Origin of the sequence: Massilia sp. Leaf139 (assembly GCF_001424165.1) — a bacterium.
In the GTDB taxonomy this organism is placed as follows: domain Bacteria; phylum Pseudomonadota; class Gammaproteobacteria; order Burkholderiales; family Burkholderiaceae_D; genus Telluria.
In genome coordinates, this window is record NZ_LMOJ01000025.1 from 197,710 (window position 1) to 214,566 (window position 16,857).

Here is a 16,857-nt window from a genome sequence, read left to right on the forward strand (position 1 = left end):
TGCAACCGGCTTTTCCGCAAGTCACCATCCAATTCAGGTATTTTGTTCCCTCGACGTAATATACTCGTCGAGCAGCGGCCAGCGTAGCCGCGACCAGCGCCGGCCTGAACGGAAATAGCCATGAACGAATTAGACGGCCTCACCGCCCTGCTCATCGAGCCCCATTCGGGCATGCGGGCCAATATCCACAGCATGCTCAACATGTGCGGCCTGACCCGCATCGAGCACGCCAGCAGCGCCAACCAGGCGGTGAAACAGCTGACCCTGCGCAGCTTCGACCTGGTGCTGTGCGAATACGACCTCGAAGGCGGCCAGGAGGGCCAGCAACTGCTGGAAGACCTGCGCCACCATAAGCTCATTTCGCTGGCGACGATGTTCTTCATGGTCACCGCCGAGGGCGACTACGGCAAGGTCGTCAGCGCCGCCGAACTCGCGCCCACCGACTACATCCTGAAACCGTTCACGGCCGACCGCTTGCTCGAACGTATTGCGCGCGCTTTGGAGAAGCGGAACGTCTTCCTGCCCGTCTACCGCCTGATGGAGGCGGGCGCCCAGCACGAGGCGATCGAGGCCTGCATCGCCGGCGAAGCGGCCCATCCGCGCTACACGGTCGACTTCCTGCGCCTGCGCGCCGAACTGCACCTGTTCCTGGGCGAGGCCGATCAGGCCGAACCGATCTACCGCCAGCTGGCCGAGAGCAAGGCGATCGCCTGGGCCCGCCTCGGGCTGGCCAAGACCCTGTACCTGCGCGAGCAGTACGAGGAGGCCGGCGCGCTGCTGACCGAGCTGGTGCAGACCAACACGAATTTCGTCGACGCCTATGACTGGCTGGCGCGCACCCATACGGCGATGGGCGAACTCGCCCAATCGCAGCAGGTGCTGGGACGCGCCGTCGCCGTCTCGCCGCATGCGGTGCGCCGTTTGCGCACGCTGGGCGAAGTCGCCTTCGAAGCGGGCGACGACGAGACCGCCGAAAAAGTGCTGAAACAGGTGGTGGCGAAAGCAAAATATTCGGAATTCCGCGACCCCGAAGACCACGTGAAACTGGTGCGCACCCTGGTGCGCAAGGGCGATCCGGTGGCGGCCGCCTCGGTGATTCGCGACCTCGACCGCTCGATGGGCGGCAAGACCCACGCCGACGCCTGCAGCGCGATCTCCTCGGCACTGCTGCACGAATACACGGGCAACCAGGAGCGCCTGCTGCAATCGCTCGACGCCGCGGTGGCGGCCAGCCGCGATTTACCCGGCATGTCGGCCGATCTGAAGCTCGAACTGGCGCGCAGCTGCCTGGCGCACGACAAGGCCGATGGCGCCACTAGCCTGGTGCGCGACGTCATGCGCAATGCCGCCGACGCCGGCGCGATGGATCGCGCGATGAGCGTCATGGCCCAGGCCGGGCACGCCGAACTCGGCACCGCGCTGGCCCAGGAAACGCGCCAGCACGTGGTCGACCTGGTCTCCGGCGGCGCCGAACGTGCGCGCAGCGGCGACTATGCCGGCGCCGTCACCCTGATGCAGGAAGCGGCCCAGCGCATGCCGGGCAATCCGCAGGTGGCCTTCAATGCCGCGCTGGCACTGCTGCGCTGCCTGGAGCACACCGGCTGGGACGACAAGCTGGGCATGCAGGCGCTGGCCCAGCTGGCGGCCGTGCGCCGCCTCGATCCGCGCAATCCGAAGCTGGCCGCGCTCACGGCGCTGCACCAGAGCGTTCTCAAGAAATACAAGAAGACCCATAAATCATAGAGCGCACGCGCCAGGAAAGCGGTAACTCCAGATGTCAGCAACAACGATCGCGCCGCTTGATGAAGGCGCCACCCGCCGCGTGCGCGCGGCACTCATGCAAAAAGTGAACGGCGACGAAGAGATGTTCGCCCTGGGCGGTTCGATCGCGCGGGTGATCGAACTGGCCGATTCCGACGAGCCGGGCCCGCACGATCTCGCCTATTTCGTCCTCTCCGACGTCGCACTGACCCAGCGCATCCTGCGCCTGTCGAACACGATCCGCTACCGCACGGTGTCGGGCACCGCCGTGACCACCGTCTCGCGCGCGATCGCGCTGCTCGGTTTCGACAACGTCAAAACCACGGCGCTGGCGATGCTGCTGGTGGATACCCTCGACAACGGCGCCCATGCCGGCAGCGTGCGCGTCGAACTGGAAGCGGCCCTGTGCGCCAGCCTGGTGGGGCGCGAAATGGCGAGATTGTCCTTCTACCAGGGTGCGGAAGAGGCGGCCATCGGCGCCCTGTTCAAGAACCTGGGCCCTTTGCTGGTGGCTTCGCACGAACACGAGCGCTACCGCGAAATCAACCAGCTCATTAATCAGGCGAATGCGCAGGCGAATGCGCAGGCGAATGCGGGCGCCCGCTACACGCCGGCGCAGGCCTCGCAGATGATCCTCGGCTGCAGCTACGACACCTTGTCCGCCGCCGTGCTGGCCGAATGGAAGATCCCGGACGTGATCGTGCGCGCCCAGGCCACGCTGGCGCCGGGGCCATTGAAAGTGGCCGGCAGCCGCGCCGAATGGATGCGGCAAGTCGCCGCCTTCAGCCTGGACGTGGCGCGTCTCCTGGGCAAGAGCAGCGACCCGGCCGCCACCCCGGAAGCGCGCGCGCTGCTGGCGCGTTACGGCGCCGCCTTCGAGATCGACGCCGCCGGCCTGAAGCGCCTGTTCACGAACGTGAACGAGGGCATGCAGGGCCTGATGGAAAGCATGAACCTGCAGCCGCTGCCGAAGGAAGCGCCCGACACCGGCGCCGGCCTGCCCGACGTGCTGATGCTGGCCACGCTCGACGCCGGCGAGGAGGACGAAGGCGCCTGGCCCAGCGGCAAACCGAAGAACGCGCGCGAGCTGCTGCTGGCCGGCGTGCAGGACGTGACCCAACTGCGCGCCGCCGGCCGCGCGCGGGTGAACGACGTGATCCTGGCCGTGCTCGAAACGCTGTACAAGGCGCTCGGCTTTCGCTTCGCCACCGTTTGTTTAAAGGATGCGCGCGCGGGCCAGTACCGCGCCCGCGTCTCCTTCGGCACCGACCAGGCGCGGGTGCAGGCCGGCTTCGCCTTTCCCGCGGCGGCAGGCGGCACGCGCGACCTGTTCGTGCTGGCGATGGAGAACGACGCCGACCTGATGATCTCGGATGCCGCCAGCGTCAAGATCCGCGAACTGCTGCCGTCCTGGCACCGCACGCTGCTGCCGGATGCGAAGAGTTTTATCGTGCTGCCGCTCGTGGTGGGCAAGGCGCAGCTGGGCTTTTTCTATGCCGACCGCGCGGTAGTCGCGCCGGAAGGCGTGCCTCCCGACGAGACAGCCATGATCCGCGCCCTCAAGCGTCAGGTACTGGCTGCACTTGCCGCCGGATGAATTCGCGGAATTCGCTCGCCGGCATCGGGCGCGCGAACAGGTAGCCCTGGGCTTCGTCGCCTTGCTTGTCGCGTAGAAAACCCCATTGGGCCTCGGTCTCGACGCCTTCGGCCACCACGGTCAGCCCGAGCGAATGGGCCAGGCCGATGGTGGCGGCGACGATCACGGCGTCGTTCGGATTGTGCTCGATGTCCTTCACAAAACCGCGGTCGATCTTGATGCGGTCGATCGCGAATAGTTTTAAATACGACAGCGACGAATAGCCGGTGCCGAAGTCGTCGATCGCCAGCTTGAAGCCGCGCGTGCGCAATTGGCGCAGCAGCTGGCGCGTCGCTTCCGGGTCGCGCATCGCCGCCGTTTCCGTGATCTCGAGTTCCATCAGCGACGGATCGATGCCGTGGTGCGCCACCAGTTCGTCCAGGCGCGAGAGCAGGGAGGAACCCGAGAACTGGCGTGCCGACAGGTTCACGGCCAGGCGCAGGTCTTCCAGGCCCTCGCGCTGCCATTGGGCGAGCAGGGCCATGGTCTGGCCCAGCACCCAGTCGCCGAGCGGCACGATCATGCCGCTTTCCTCGGCCACGGGAATAAAACGGCTCGGCTCGACGCTCCCCAGTTCCTGGTCGTTCCAGCGCAGCAGCACCTCGGCGCCGATCACGCGTCCGGTCTCGAGTTCGACCTGCGCCTGCAGGTACAGCTCGAACCCCTCGGCGTGCAGTGCGCCCCACATGCGGTTTTCCAGCAGCAGGTGTTCGTGGGTGGCGGCATTCATCTCGGGCGAGAAGAACTGGAAATTGCCGCGTCCCTCGCGCTTGGCCGCGTACATCGCCATGTCGGCGTGGCGGATCAGGGTCGAGGCATCCTCGCCGTCGTCCGGGAACAGCGCCACGCCCACGCTGCAGCCGCTGTGGGCGGTGGAACCGTTCAGCTGGTAGGGCTGCGACAGCGATTCGACCACGCGCACGGCTACGGTGGTGACGCTGTCGGGGGTCAGCGGCCCGGCCAGCACGATGATGAATTCGTCGCCGCCCAGGCGGGCAAGGGTGTCAACTTCGCGCAATAAATCCTTCATGCGTTCGGCGGCGCCGACGAGCAGCTTGTCGCCGGCCGCGTGGCCGAGCGAATCGTTGATCTTCTTGAAATGGTCGAGGTCGATGAACAGCACCGCGGCCGGCTCGTTATGGCGGCGCGCCAAGGCCAGCTGCTGTTCCAGGCGCACGTTCAGCGCGAAGCGGTTTTCCAGGCCCGTGAGAGCGTCGTGATGGGCCAGGCGGTAGATGCGTTCCTGCGAGCGCTGCTGCTCGGTAAGGTCGCGCAGGATGCAGACAAAGAAGGCTTCGCGCCCCATCAGCACCGGCGCCACCGAGATCGACAGTGGTACGGTTTCGCCGCGCGCGTTGCGGCCTTCGAGTACGCAGTCCTCGGGCGGGGCGGTGGCCAGGCGCGCCAGTTCGGCGCCGGCGTCGCCGCCCGGGCCGGGATTGGGCACCAGCGCGCCGAACGACAGGCCGATGAGATGCTGGGGCGGATAGCCGAACAGGCGTGCCGTGGCCGCGTTGGCCGACACCAGGATGCCGGCCGCGTCGACCGTGATGATGGCGTCGGCCGCGTTGTCGAGGATCGCTTCCAGGCGCGCTTCGCGGTCGCGCAGGCGCGCCGTGCGGTCGGCCACCTGCTCTTCGATGACGGCGCGCTCGCCGCTGATGAGCAGCATCAGGGCGCCCAGCATCCCGGTCAGCAGCAGGCCGGCCGACAGCACGCTCCAGCTGGCCGCACCCGTCTCGGCGTCCATATAGGCCGCCGTCGGCCGGAAACTGAGCTGGTAATTGCGTCCGGCGAAGGAGAGGCCGACGCGGTAATCGTCGCGCTGCGGCTGGCCGAGGCTGCCCGCCACCGGCAGCGCCGCACCGTCCGTGACGTCGACCATGGCGGCATGGAAGCCATCGAAACCGGAGCGCGCGACCGCCTGCTGCAGCAGGCGCTCGGCATTGAGCACGAACACCAGCACCCCGGCCGGCGGCCCCGCTCCTTCGCCCACCGCGCGCAGCAAGGCGATGCCCAGCTGCGGCGTCGACAGCAGGGTGAAGGGCTCCGAGGCGACCGGCCTGCGCGTTCCCATCGCCTTGGCCGCCACCGCCGCCCGTCCCGGCGCGGCCAGGAAATCGACGCCGCGAATCCGGTTGTTCTCCGGCGGCCAGGTGTAGAGCACGGGCAGGTAGCGCTCGCGCTGGCCGGCCGGCGCCAGGCTGCCCGCCTGATCGTCCAGGATGCCGGCGAACTTCGGATCGACCGTGCGCCGCACCCAGTCTTCGAAGCCGGCGCGCTCGGCTTCCTGCACCGGCACCGCCCAGTTCACGCCCTGGATCTCGGCGCGGCCGTCGGCGTAGCCGCTGCCGATGCGCAGGAACTTGTCGCGCGCGAGGATGTGTTCGGTGTCGGCCAGCGTGCGCGCAAAGGTACCGACGAAGCGCACGTGCTCGTTGAATTCGGCCTGCAGCACGTCGGCCGTCTGCTGCGCCTTCAGGCGATAGGGCTGCAGGTGCTGCTCGTGTTCCCAGCCGAGCGCGAGGCGGTAGATCGACACGACCGACAGGCTGGCCAGCAGCAACGGCAGGGCGACCAAGGGCGCACGCCTGCGCCACAGCCGGCGCGGCGAGCCGCAGATGATCCAGCACAGCGGTGCGGCCAGCAGCACGCCCAGCGTGTCGCCAGCCCACCAGGCGAACCAGAAGCGCAGCTGGGCCACTTCCTCGAAGGCGCCCAGCGCGTACAGCGTCGGCACCGAGATGGTCGCGCTGGTCAGGCAGATCACCGGAGTAAGCAGGAAGTACACCATCACGTCGTGGCCGGAGTCGATCGCCGGCCGCATGCGGCGCCGGAACTGGCTGGCGCCGAGCCAGGCCTGGAGCAGGGCGCCGAGCGCGCCGACCAGCGTGGCGAACACGGCGGCCGCGGTCGACAGGGCGGGATTGTGGATGTGCAGGGGGAAAGCGGCCAGGCCGGCGCCGATGGCGACCGCGGGCAGCACGCGCATGCCGCCGGCGGTGGCCAGGGCCAGGCCGACACCGGCGGGCGGGAACAGGGGCAAAGCGTAGCCCGCCGGCAGCGCGAGCCAGTTGTTGATGAGGCGCATCGCAAGATAGACCGCGATGATCGAGAGGCTGGCAACGAGGATCTGCGGCCAGCTCCAACGGGGGTAGTGGGGCGCCTTGCTGTCCATGTGCGGGGAGTATTTACATGCCTGAGGCATACAGTACCGCAGCGGGCGCTCAGGCGGCGCGCCACTCGTCGACGGCGCCTTGAAAAAAGAACCTTGCAGATTCCTACCCCCTACGGTTACAATCACGCCCCGAAGCAACGCTGCTATTTGAGCCAGGCCAAGAAGGTTGGCAAAAATAGTTGACAGCATGTTGAGCTTGCTTCATACTCTGCGGTTCTTCGCGGTGGGGTGGCCGAGTGGTTAAAGGCAGCAGACTGTAAATCTGCCCTCTCTGAGTACGCTGGTTCGAATCCAGCCCCCACCACCAAATGAAGATGTCGTGAAGTCGAATTGAAGTTGTACCTCGCGGGTGTAGCTCAATGGTAGAGCAGAAGCCTTCCAAGCTTACGACGAGGGTTCGATTCCCTTCACCCGCTCCAGTAAATGCGCTGCAGTCTGTGCGGTGCAAACAATAAGCCCTTGTAGCTCAGTGGTAGAGCACTCCCTTGGTAAGGGAGAGGCCACGTGTTCAATCCACGTCAAGGGCACCAGAATTTAAAACGGCAGTGCGCTGTACTCGTCCGTCAGGTGTGCCTGGTAATTCTCAAAATATCGTTAGGAGTCTCAAATGGCAAAAGGTAAATTCGAACGGACCAAGCCGCACGTCAACGTCGGCACCATCGGTCACGTTGACCACGGCAAAACCACCCTGACGGCTGCAATCGCAACCGTTCTGTCGAAGAAGTTCNGGTAATTCTCAAAATATCGTTAGGAGTCTCAAATGGCAAAAGGTAAATTCGAGCGGACCAAGCCGCACGTCAACGTCGGCACCATCGGTCACGTTGACCACGGCAAAACCACCCTGACGGCTGCAATCGCAACCGTTCTGTCGAAGAAGTTCGGCGGCGAAGCTAAAGCATACGACCAGATCGATGCGGCTCCAGAAGAAAAAGCACGCGGCATCACCATCAACACCGCGCACGTCGAGTACGAAACCGCAGCGCGCCACTACGCGCACGTCGACTGCCCAGGCCACGCCGACTACATCAAGAACATGATTACCGGTGCAGCGCAGATGGACGGCGCGATCCTGGTGTGCTCGGCCGCTGACGGCCCNNAGCTGCTGGAACTGGTCGAAATGGAAGTGCGTGAGCTCCTCTCGAAGTACGAGTTCCCAGGCGACGACCTGCCAATCATCAAGGGTTCGGCACGTATGGCGCTGGAAGGCCAGCCAGGCGAAATGGGCGAAGAGTGCATCACCCGCCTCGCCGACGCACTGGACAGCTACATCCCGACGCCAGAGCGCGCTGTYGACGGCGCCTTCCTGATGCCAGTCGAAGACGTGTTCTCGATCTCGGGTCGCGGCACCGTCGTCACCGGTCGTGTCGAGCGCGGCATCATCAAGGTCGGCGAAGAAATCGAAATCGTCGGCATCATCGAYACCGTCAAGACSACCTGCACCGGCGTGGAAATGTTCCGCAAGCTGCTGGACCAGGGTCAAGCTGGCGACAACGTCGGTCTGCTGCTGCGCGGCACCAAGCGTGAAGACGTCCAGCGTGGTCAGGTTCTGGCCAAGCCAGGCTCGATCAAGCCGCACAACCACTTCACCGGCGAGATCTACGTTCTGTCGAAAGATGAAGGCGGCCGTCACACCCCGTTCTTCAACAACTACCGTCCGCAGTTCTACTTCCGTACCACCGACGTGACCGGCTCGATCGAGCTGCCAGCGGACAAAGAAATGGTCATGCCAGGCGATAACGTGTCGATCACCGTCAAGCTGATCAACCCGATCGCGATGGAAGAAGGCCTGCGCTTCGCAATCCGCGAAGGCGGCCGTACCGTCGGCGCCGGCGTGGTTGCCAAGATCATNGAAGGCGGCCGTCACACCCCGTTCTTCAACAACTACCGTCCGCAGTTCTACTTCCGTACCACCGACGTGACCGGCTCGATCGAGCTGCCAGCGGACAAGGAAATGGTCATGCCAGGCGATAACGTGTCGATCACCGTCAAGCTGATCAACCCGATCGCGATGGAAGAAGGCCTGCGCTTCGCAATCCGCGAAGGCGGCCGTACCGTCGGCGCCGGCGTGGTTGCCAAGATCATTGCCTAAGTAATAAAGTAGTTTGTTGTACCGAAGAGGTGGTGCCAACCACCTCTTCAAAAACATTCGACGGCATGCGCGCGTATGCTGTAGAATGCGCGATTCAGCTGAAGTCTTCGTAGGGGTGTAGCTCAATTGGCAGAGCGTCGGTCTCCAAAACCGAAGGTCGCGGGTTCGATTCCCTCCGCCCCTGCCACCGAATTCTGGTGCGCAGCACCGAAAGTAAAGAAGAATGTCTAATCAATCCGTGCAAACCGTTAGCACCTCGAATGACAAGTTTAAGGTGGCCCTGGCGGTGGTTGCCGCGATTGCAGGCGTAATCGGGTTCTTTTACCTGAAAGGCCAAAACAAACCAGCCTTCGTCGCCGCCGGCGCACTTGTGGCTGGTTTAGTTTTTGCTGTCCTGCTTTTGTGGACGTCCACTTCCGGTCGTGAATTCCTGAACTTCGCCAAAGAGTCCGTTCGCGAAACCAAGAAAGTCGTCTGGCCTACCCGCAAGGAAGCAACCACGATCACCATGATCGTCTTTGCTTTTGTCGTCGTCATGGCGATCTTCCTGTGGGGCACGGATAAGCTGTTGGAATTCCTGCTGTACGACCTGGTCCTGGGGTGGAAACAATGATGAACGAAAATGTGCAAGACAACGTGCCGGACGAAGTTCCGGCATCTGACGCTGGCGCCCCGGCTCAAGACGCTGCTCCCCTGAGCGTCCCGGTCAGCAACAAGCGCTGGTACGTCGTTCACGTCTACTCCGGCATGGAAAAGAGCGTCATGCGCGCCCTGACCGAGCGCATCGAGCGCGCCGGCATGAGCGAGCAGTTCGGCCAGATCCTGGTGCCGACCGAAGAAGTCGTGGAAGTCAAGAATGGCAGCAAATCGGTTACCGAGCGCCGCTTCTTCCCTGGCTACGTGCTGGTCGAGATGGAAATGACCGACGAGACCTGGCACCTGGTGAAAAACACCAGCAAGGTCACCGGCTTCATCGGCGGGAAATCGAACAAGCCGACCCCGATCCCAGCGCGCGAGATCGACAAGATCATGCAGCAGGTGCAGGAAGGCGTCGAAAAGCCACGGCCGAAAGTGCTGTACGAAGTGGGCGAGCAAGTCCGCATCAAGGAAGGCCCGTTCACCGACTTCAACGGCAACGTCGAGGAAGTGAATTACGAAAAATCGAAGGTGCGTGTGACTGTCACCATCTTCGGCCGCGCAACTCCGGTGGAACTGGAGTTCGGGCAGGTAGAAAAAGTTTAAAACGCAATAATCGGAGCGTCGCAGCAGCAAGGCGGAATCCGGTAAGAGGAGCCCCGCCGAGCCGGTAGTAGCGTAGCGGTGGGGCGCTACTACTCAAAGCAACCAAGGAGCCATCATGGCCAAGAAGATTATTGGTTTTATCAAGCTGCAAGTGCCGGCTGGTAAAGCAAACCCATCCCCACCGATCGGCCCAGCACTGGGTCAGCGCGGTCTGAACATCATGGAGTTCTGCAAGGCGTTCAACGCCCAGACCCAGGGTGTCGAGCCAGGCATGCCGATCCCAGTCGTGATCACCGCGTTCGCCGACAAGTCCTTCACCTTCGTGATGAAGACTCCACCGGCAACCTACCTGATCAAGAAAGCCGCCGGCATCACCAAGGGTTCGCCGAAGCCACATACCGACAAAGTCGGTACGCTGACCCGTGCCCAGGCTGAAGAAATCGCAAAAACCAAGCAGCCGGACCTGACCGCTGCCGACATGGACGCCGCAGTGCGTATCATCGCCGGCTCGGCACGTTCGATGGGCATCACGGTGGAGGGTCTGTAATGGCTAAGCTGTCCAAGCGCGTCAAAGAAATGAAAGCGAAAGTCGACCGTAACAAGGTCTACGCCTTCGACAACGCAGTGTCGATCGTCAAGGAATTCGCAACCGCCAAGTTCAACGAATCGATCGACGTCGCGATTCAGCTGGGCGTGGATCCGAAGAAGTCGGACCAAGTCGTCCGCGGTTCGGTCGTCTTGCCAGCAGGCACCGGCAAGACCGTGCGCGTCGCCGTCTTCGCTTCGGGCGACAAGGCTGAAGCTGCACGTGCAGCCGGCGCCGACATCGTCGGTATGGAAGACCTGGCCGAGCGCGTCAAGGCCGGCGACATGCCGTTCGACATCGTCATCGCTTCGCCAGACACCATGCGTATCGTCGGTACCCTGGGCCAGATCCTGGGCCCACGCGGCCTGATGCCTAACCCGAAAGTCGGCACCGTCACCCCTGACGTCGCCAACGCGGTCAAGAACGCCAAAGCCGGTCAGGTCCAGTACCGTACCGACAAGGCAGGCATCATCCACGCAACGATCGGCCGCAAGTCGTTCGCTGACGCCGACCTGCAAGCCAACCTGGCTGCACTGATCGACGCACTGAACAAGGCCAAGCCGGCCACGTCGAAGGGCGTGTACCTGCGCAAGGTCGCGATCTCGTCGACCATGGGCGCAGGCGTCCGCGTCGACCACGCTTCGCTGGCTGCCTAAGCTTCAGTAAAGAATCAAGTCCCCGCAAAACATTAGCGGGGCGCATCTTTGGGCTGTCGGAGCAAGAACACCGCTCCGGCAGGCAATCAAAGACCGTTGGGCCGAAGGCAGAGGTTGAGCCCGAGGTTAATAGACCACCCAACGCAGATGGTGTACCCGAACAAGTTTTGTAGTCCATGCTGCGTGAATTCATCCGCGTTAGTTTGACTTCTTAACTTCGGACGCCGTGTTCGAACCGATGCAAACGCTTTTGTTTGCATTAATTAAGGAGATTGACCGTGGGTCTTAATCTGAATGACAAAAAGGCCGTCGTCGAAGAAGTGAGCGCGAAAGTAGCAACCGCGCAAACGATCGTCGTAGCCGAGTACCGTGGCATCCAGGTTAGTCACTTGACGAAACTCCGTGCAGCCGCGCGTTCGCAGGGTGTGTACCTGCGTGTTCTGAAGAACACGCTGGCACGCCGCTCTGTCGAAGGCACGCAGTTTGCCCCACTGGCTGACGCCATGACCGGTCCGCTGATCTACTCGATCTCGGACGACGCCGTTGCAGCAGCGAAAGTCATCAACGACTTCGCCAAAACCAACGACAAGCTGGTCGTGAAAGCCGGTAACTACGCAGGTAAGCAGCTCGACGTAGCTGGCGTGACCGCGTTGGCAAGCATCCCGAGCCGTGAAGTCCTCATCGCCCAGCTGCTGGGCGTTATGCAGGCACCGGTGTCGGGCTTCGCACGAGTTCTGGCTGCAGTCGCAGCACAAAAAGGCGAAGGCGCCGCTGCTCCGGCAGCGGAAGCCACCGAAGCGTAATCGCTTCGCGACTTTCTGTTCAAGTAGAACTAACCCTGTACTACACACACAATATATTTGGAGTTTCAAATGGCAATTAGCAAAGAAGAGTTCCTGGACGCAGTTGGCGCAATGTCGGTCATGGAACTGAACGACCTGGTCAAGGCTTTCGAAGAGAAGTTCGGCGTGTCGGCAGCTGCAATGTCGGCTCCGGCAGCTGGCGGCGGCGCTGCTGCTGCTGCAGTCGAAGAGCAGACCGAATTCAACCTGGTTCTGACCGAAGTCGGCGCGAACAAGGTCGGCGTCATCAAGGCCGTCCGTGAAATCACCGGTCTGGGTCTGAAGGAAGCCAAAGACGTCGTCGACGGTGCACCGAAGGCCGTGAAAGAAGCCATGCCAAAAGCTGACGCTGAAGCCGCTAAGAAGAAGCTGGAAGATGCAGGCGCCAAGGCCGAGCTGAAGTAATCAAAAGCAATGGGCATCGCAAGGTGCCCAAAGCCGGAGTCAAAGCTTGCAAGCCCCGTCGGAAGGCGGGGCTGCGGCTTTGGCTCTTTTGTCGTCCCTGCCGCAAACGCATCACCGTCGTATCGCAGCACCGCAACACAGAACACGCAGTACGCAAAATCGTAACACAGCAGTAGCCTGTCCTTTTCATCTGGCGGAACAGTAAGAGACTTGAGGCCTTGTATGTGGTCGCTCCACCACTGGCAATCTCTGAATTCTCATCCTTTCTGTCACTCACGGAGTGTCCATGCACTACTCATTTACTGAGAAGAAACGCATTCGCAAGTCGTTCGCGAAGCGCGCCAACGTTCACAACGTTCCATATCTTCTGGCTACCCAGCTCGAATCCTACGAGAACTTCCTGCAGGCGGACGCCGGTCCCACCGTCCGCAAGAACGAAGGCCTGCAGTCGGCCTTCAGCTCGATCTTCCCGATCGTGTCGCACAACGGCTTCGCGCGTCTCGAATTCCTCTCTTACGTGCTGGGCGACCCCGCCTTCGACGTCAAGGAATGCCAACAGCGTGGCCTGACCTTCGCTTCCCCGCTGCGCGCCAAGGTGCGTCTGGTGATCCTGGATAAGGAATCGCCAACCAAGCCGGTCGTCAAGGAAATGAAAGAGCAGGAAGTGTACATGGGCGAACTGCCGCTCATGACCGCCAACGGTTCGTTCGTCATCAACGGTACCGAACGCGTGATCGTCTCCCAGCTGCACCGTTCGCCGGGCGTGTTCTTCGAGCACGACCGCGGCAAGACGCACTCGTCGGGCAAGCTGCTCTTCTCGGCACGTATCATTCCTTACCGCGGCTCGTGGCTGGACTTCGAGTTCGACCCGAAAGACATCCTGTTCTTCCGCGTCGACCGCCGCCGCAAGATGCCGGTGACGATCCTGCTGAAGGCCATCGGCATGACGCCGGAACAGATCCTGGCGAACTTCTTCGTGTTCGACAACTTCAACCTGCGCTCGGAAGGCGCGGAAATCGAATTCGTGTCCGAGCGACTGCGCGGCGAAGTCGCGCGCTTCGACATCGTCGATCCGAAGACCGGCAAGACCCTCGTGACGAAGGACAAGCGCATCAATGCCAAGCATGTGCGCGACATCGAAGCGGCCGGCATCAAGGCCATCTCGGTGCCTGAAGACTACCTGATCGGCCGCATCGTCGCCCGCAACATCGTCGACGCCGACACCGGGGAGATCATCGCCTCGGCCAACGACGAGCTGACCGACGAGCTGCTGGGCAAACTGCGCGACGCCAACGTCGACGCCATCCAGACCCTGTACACGAACGACCTGGACCAGGGCGGCTACATCTCGCAGACCCTGCGCACCGACGACACCGCCGACCAGATGGCCGCGCGCGTGGCGATCTACCGCATGATGCGTCCTGGCGAACCGCCGACCGAAGAGTCGGTCGAAGCCCTGTTCAACGGCCTGTTCTACAGCCCTGAGCGCTACGACCTGTCGGCTGTCGGCCGCATGAAGTTCAACCGCCGCATCGGCCGCGATGAGCTGACCGGGGCGATGACGCTGTCGAACGAAGACATCCTGGCCGTGATCAAGATCCTGGTCGAGCTGCGCAATGGCCGCGGCGAAGTCGACGACATCGATCACCTGGGTAACCGCCGCGTGCGTTGCGTGGGCGAACTGGCCGAAAACCAGTTCCGCGCCGGCCTCGTGCGTGTGGAGCGCGCCGTCAAGGAACGCCTCGGCCAGGCCGAAGCGGACAACCTGATGCCGCACGACCTGATCAACAGCAAGCCGATCTCGGCCGCGATCCGCGAATTCTTCGGTTCGTCGCAGCTGTCGCAGTTCATGGACCAGACCAACCCGCTGTCGGAAATCACGCACAAGCGTCGTGTTTCCGCCCTCGGCCCTGGCGGTCTGACCCGCGAGCGTGCAGGCTTCGAGGTGCGCGACGTGCACCCGACCCACTACGGCCGCGTCTGCCCGATCGAAACGCCTGAAGGCCCGAACATCGGCCTGATCAACTCGCTGGCTCTGTACGCCCGCCTGAACGAGTACGGCTTCCTGGAAACCCCGTACCGCAAGGTCGAAGGTTCGAAGGTCACCGACAAGATCGACTACCTGTCCGCCATCGAAGAAGGCCGCTACATCATCGCCCAGGCGAATGCAGCGATCAACGGCGAAGGCCAGCTGGTCGACGAACTGGTCTCGGCTCGTGAAGCCGGCGAAACGATCCTGGTCTCGCCAGAGCGCATCCAGTACATGGACGTGGCGCCTGGCCAGATCGTCTCGGTCGCAGCCTCGCTGATTCCGTTCCTCGAGCACGATGACGCGAACCGTGCACTGATGGGCGCGAACATGCAGCGTCAGGCCGTGCCTTGCCTGCGTCCTGAAAAGGCCGTGGTCGGTACCGGTATCGAGCGCACCGTCGCGGTCGACTCGGGCACCACCGTGCAGGCCGTGCGTGGCGGTGTCGTCGACTACATCGACGCGGGCCGTGTGGTTATTCGTGTCAACGACGACGAGGCGCAAGCCGGCGAAGTCGGTGTCGACATCTACAACCTGATCAAGTACACCCGTTCGAACCAGAACACCAACATCAACCAGCGTCCGATCGTGCAGGTTGGCGACCGCGTTGCCCGTGGCGACGTGATCGCCGACGGCGCATCGACCGACCTGGGCGAACTGGCCCTGGGTCAGAACATGCTTGTCGCGTTCATGCCGTGGAACGGCCTGAACTTCGAGGATTCGATCCTGATCTCGGAAAACGTCGTCAAGGACGACCGTTACACCTCGATCCACATCGAAGAGCTGTCGGTCGTCGCCCGCGACACCAAGCTCGGCGCGGAAGAAATCACCCGCGACATCTCGAACCTGGCTGAAAACCAGCTGGCGCGCCTGGATGAGTCGGGCATCGTCTACATTGGCGCGGAAGTGACCGCCGGCGACGTGCTGGTCGGTAAAGTCACGCCGAAGGGCGAGACCCAGCTGACGCCGGAAGAAAAGCTGCTGCGCGCGATCTTCGGCGAAAAAGCATCGGACGTGAAAGACACCTCACTGCGCGTGCCTTCGGGCATGGTCGGCACCGTGATCGACGTGCAAGTGTTCACCCGCGAAGGCATCACCCGCGACAAGCGTGCACAGCAGATCATCGACGACGAGCTGAAGCGTTTCCGCCTGGATCTGAACGACCAGATGCGTATCGTGGAGGGCGACGCCTTCCAGCGTCTGGAGCGTATGCTGGTGGGTAAGGTCGTCAACGGCGGTCCGAAGAAGCTGGCGAAGGGCGCGGTCATCACGTCCGAATACCTGGCCGACCTGGACAAGTTCCACTGGTTCGACATCCGCCCTGCGGACGACGAATCGGCGAACGCCCTGGAAGCGATCAAGGAATCGATCAACGAGAAGCGCCACCAGTACGACCTGGCCTTCGAAGAGAAGCGCAAGAAGCTGACGCAAGGCGACGAGCTGCAGCCTGGCGTGCAGAAGATGGTCAAGGTCTACCTGGCCGTCAAGCGCCGCCTGCAGTCGGGCGACAAGATGGCGGGCCGCCACGGTAACAAGGGTGTGGTCTCGCGTATCGTGCCGGTGGAAGACATGCCGTTCATGGCGGACGGCCGTCCGGCCGACGTCGTGCTGAACCCGCTGGGCGTTCCGTCGCGTATGAACGTCGGTCAGATCCTGGAAACCCACCTCGGTTGGGCGGCCAAGGGCCTGGGCTGGCGCATCGGCGAAATGCTGGCGGCGCAAGCGAAGGCGCAGGATCTGCGCGTCTTCCTGGAAAAGATCTACAACGAAACCGGCCGCAAGGAAGACCTGGACAGCTTCAGCGATGAAGAAATCCTGAGCCTGGCGCACAACCTCAAGAGCGGCGTGCCGTTCGCGACGCCGGTGTTCGACGGTGCCCACGAAGAGGACATCCGCCGCATGCTGGATCTGGCCTTCCCGGACGACATCGCTGCCCACCTGGGCATGACGCCGTCGAAGAACCAGGTCACGATGCACGATGGCCGCACCGGCGAAGCGTTCGAGCGCAAGGTCACCGTCGGCTTCATGCACATGCTGAAGCTGCACCACCTGGTCGACGACAAGATGCACGCGCGTTCGACCGGTCCGTACTCGCTGGTGACGCAGCAGCCGCTGGGCGGTAAAGCCCAGTTCGGTGGCCAGCGCTTCGGTGAGATGGAAGTGTGGGCACTGGAAGCCTACGGCGCGTCCTACGTGCTGCAGGAAATGCTGACGGTGAAGTCGGATGACGTGAATGGCCGTACCAAGGTATACGAGAACCTGGTCAAGGGTGACCACGTGATCGACGCCGGCATGCCTGAATCGTTCAACGTGCTGGTCAAGGAAATCCGCTCGCTGGGTATCGATATCGACCTCGAGCGTAACTAAGAAGGTAAGGGAAGGGGAGCCTTTCCCTTTCCCGTATTACCCGATTGGTTTGGGACGCGCTGCTGC

The 16,857-nt window shown here is 62.9% G+C and carries 12 protein-coding genes, 4 tRNA genes and 2 pseudogenes; 17 read left to right on the forward strand and 1 reads right to left on the reverse strand.

Annotated elements, in window-relative coordinates:
- Window positions 1-120: 120 nt before the first annotated feature.
- On the forward strand, window positions 121-1,743 hold the full coding sequence (locus ASF77_RS18665; RefSeq protein ID WP_056342771.1) for a response regulator: 1,623 nt from the start codon (window positions 121-123) through the stop codon (window positions 1,741-1,743).
- Window positions 1,744-1,774: 31 nt separating this feature from the next.
- Entirely contained in the window at window positions 1,775-3,358 is a 1,584-nt protein-coding gene (locus ASF77_RS18670) for an HDOD domain-containing protein (RefSeq protein WP_056342774.1), read from the forward strand.
- Here ASF77_RS18670 and ASF77_RS18675 read toward each other — a convergent pair.
- On the reverse strand, window positions 3,321-6,575 hold the full coding sequence (locus ASF77_RS18675; protein WP_056342778.1) for an EAL domain-containing protein: 3,255 nt from the start codon (window positions 6,573-6,575) through the stop codon (window positions 3,321-3,323). The genes ASF77_RS18670 and ASF77_RS18675 overlap by 38 nt on opposite strands.
- A gap of 222 nt (window positions 6,576-6,797) precedes the next feature.
- Here ASF77_RS18675 and ASF77_RS18680 point away from each other — a divergent pair.
- The 15 genes and pseudogenes from ASF77_RS18680 to rpoB all read left to right on the forward strand — a co-directional run bounded on the left by ASF77_RS18680 (window position 6,798) and on the right by rpoB (window position 16,791).
- Window positions 6,798-6,882 (forward strand) — tRNA-Tyr (locus ASF77_RS18680).
- A gap of 38 nt (window positions 6,883-6,920) precedes the next feature.
- A tRNA-Gly gene (locus tag ASF77_RS18685) sits at window positions 6,921-6,994 on the forward strand.
- Between the two features lie 36 nt (window positions 6,995-7,030).
- Window positions 7,031-7,105, forward strand: a tRNA-Thr gene (locus ASF77_RS18690).
- A gap of 77 nt (window positions 7,106-7,182) precedes the next feature.
- A partial coding sequence (locus tag ASF77_RS18695) for a GTP-binding protein (protein ID WP_017452634.1) occupies window positions 7,183-7,302 on the forward strand: 120 nt, incomplete at its 3' end.
- A 33-nt stretch (window positions 7,303-7,335) separates the two neighbouring features.
- The coding region (locus ASF77_RS24995) for a GTP-binding protein (RefSeq protein WP_229445527.1) at window positions 7,336-7,670 on the forward strand (335 nt) is incomplete at its 3' end.
- 2 nt (window positions 7,671-7,672) lie between these two features.
- Window positions 7,673-8,423, forward strand: a pseudogene (locus tag ASF77_RS18700) (elongation factor Tu); the annotation flags it as partial.
- A gap of 1 nt (window position 8,424) precedes the next feature.
- A pseudogene (locus tag ASF77_RS24710) lies at window positions 8,425-8,664 on the forward strand (elongation factor Tu); the annotation flags it as partial.
- A gap of 111 nt (window positions 8,665-8,775) precedes the next feature.
- A tRNA-Trp gene (locus ASF77_RS18705) sits at window positions 8,776-8,851 on the forward strand.
- Between the two features lie 36 nt (window positions 8,852-8,887).
- Window positions 8,888-9,277 (forward strand): preprotein translocase subunit SecE, encoded by a 390-nt coding sequence (secE, locus tag ASF77_RS18710; RefSeq protein ID WP_056342782.1) that lies wholly within the window; start codon window positions 8,888-8,890, stop codon window positions 9,275-9,277.
- Complete coding sequence (gene nusG / locus ASF77_RS18715) at window positions 9,277-9,906, forward strand: transcription termination/antitermination protein NusG (RefSeq protein WP_056342785.1); 630 nt, start codon at window positions 9,277-9,279, stop codon at window positions 9,904-9,906. The genes secE and nusG overlap by 1 nt, the downstream gene beginning before the upstream one ends.
- Before the next feature lie 115 nt (window positions 9,907-10,021).
- Window positions 10,022-10,453: a 50S ribosomal protein L11 gene (gene rplK, locus ASF77_RS18720; RefSeq protein ID WP_056342788.1), complete on the forward strand. Its 432-nt coding sequence runs from the start codon at window positions 10,022-10,024 to the stop codon at window positions 10,451-10,453.
- Window positions 10,453-11,148 carry a 50S ribosomal protein L1 gene (gene rplA / locus ASF77_RS18725; protein ID WP_056342791.1) on the forward strand — a complete coding sequence of 232 codons (696 nt, stop codon included), beginning with the start codon at window positions 10,453-10,455 and terminating at the stop codon, window positions 11,146-11,148. Before rplK ends, rplA begins: the two co-directional genes overlap by 1 nt.
- 278 nt (window positions 11,149-11,426) lie before the next feature.
- Window positions 11,427-11,951, forward strand: coding sequence for a 50S ribosomal protein L10 (gene rplJ / locus ASF77_RS18730; protein WP_056342793.1), 525 nt, complete (start codon window positions 11,427-11,429; stop codon window positions 11,949-11,951).
- A 69-nt stretch (window positions 11,952-12,020) separates the two neighbouring features.
- Entirely contained in the window at window positions 12,021-12,395 is a 375-nt protein-coding gene (gene rplL, locus ASF77_RS18735; RefSeq protein WP_056342796.1) for a 50S ribosomal protein L7/L12, read from the forward strand.
- A gap of 286 nt (window positions 12,396-12,681) precedes the next feature.
- Window positions 12,682-16,791, forward strand: a complete 4,110-nt coding sequence (rpoB, locus tag ASF77_RS18740; protein WP_056342799.1) for a DNA-directed RNA polymerase subunit beta — start codon at window positions 12,682-12,684, stop codon at window positions 16,789-16,791.
- Window positions 16,792-16,857 lie beyond the last annotated feature (66 nt).

What these genes read in the sequence shown, in the direction of transcription:
- ASF77_RS18665 (WP_056342771.1), top strand. Translation starts at nt 121, where the DNA reads ATGAACGAATTAGACGGCCTCACCGCCCTGCTCATCGAGCCCCATTCG.
- ASF77_RS18670 (WP_056342774.1), top strand. Translation starts at nt 1,775, where the DNA reads ATGTCAGCAACAACGATCGCGCCGCTTGATGAAGGCGCCACCCGCCGC.
- ASF77_RS18675 (WP_056342778.1), bottom strand. Translation starts at nt 6,575, where the DNA reads ATGGACAGCAAGGCGCCCCACTACCCCCGTTGGAGCTGGCCGCAGATC.
- secE (WP_056342782.1), top strand. Translation starts at nt 8,888, where the DNA reads ATGTCTAATCAATCCGTGCAAACCGTTAGCACCTCGAATGACAAGTTT.
- nusG (WP_056342785.1), top strand. Translation starts at nt 9,277, where the DNA reads ATGAACGAAAATGTGCAAGACAACGTGCCGGACGAAGTTCCGGCATCT.
- rplK (WP_056342788.1), top strand. Translation starts at nt 10,022, where the DNA reads ATGGCCAAGAAGATTATTGGTTTTATCAAGCTGCAAGTGCCGGCTGGT.
- rplA (WP_056342791.1), top strand. Translation starts at nt 10,453, where the DNA reads ATGGCTAAGCTGTCCAAGCGCGTCAAAGAAATGAAAGCGAAAGTCGAC.
- rplL (WP_056342796.1), top strand. Translation starts at nt 12,021, where the DNA reads ATGGCAATTAGCAAAGAAGAGTTCCTGGACGCAGTTGGCGCAATGTCG.
- rpoB (WP_056342799.1), top strand. Translation starts at nt 12,682, where the DNA reads ATGCACTACTCATTTACTGAGAAGAAACGCATTCGCAAGTCGTTCGCG.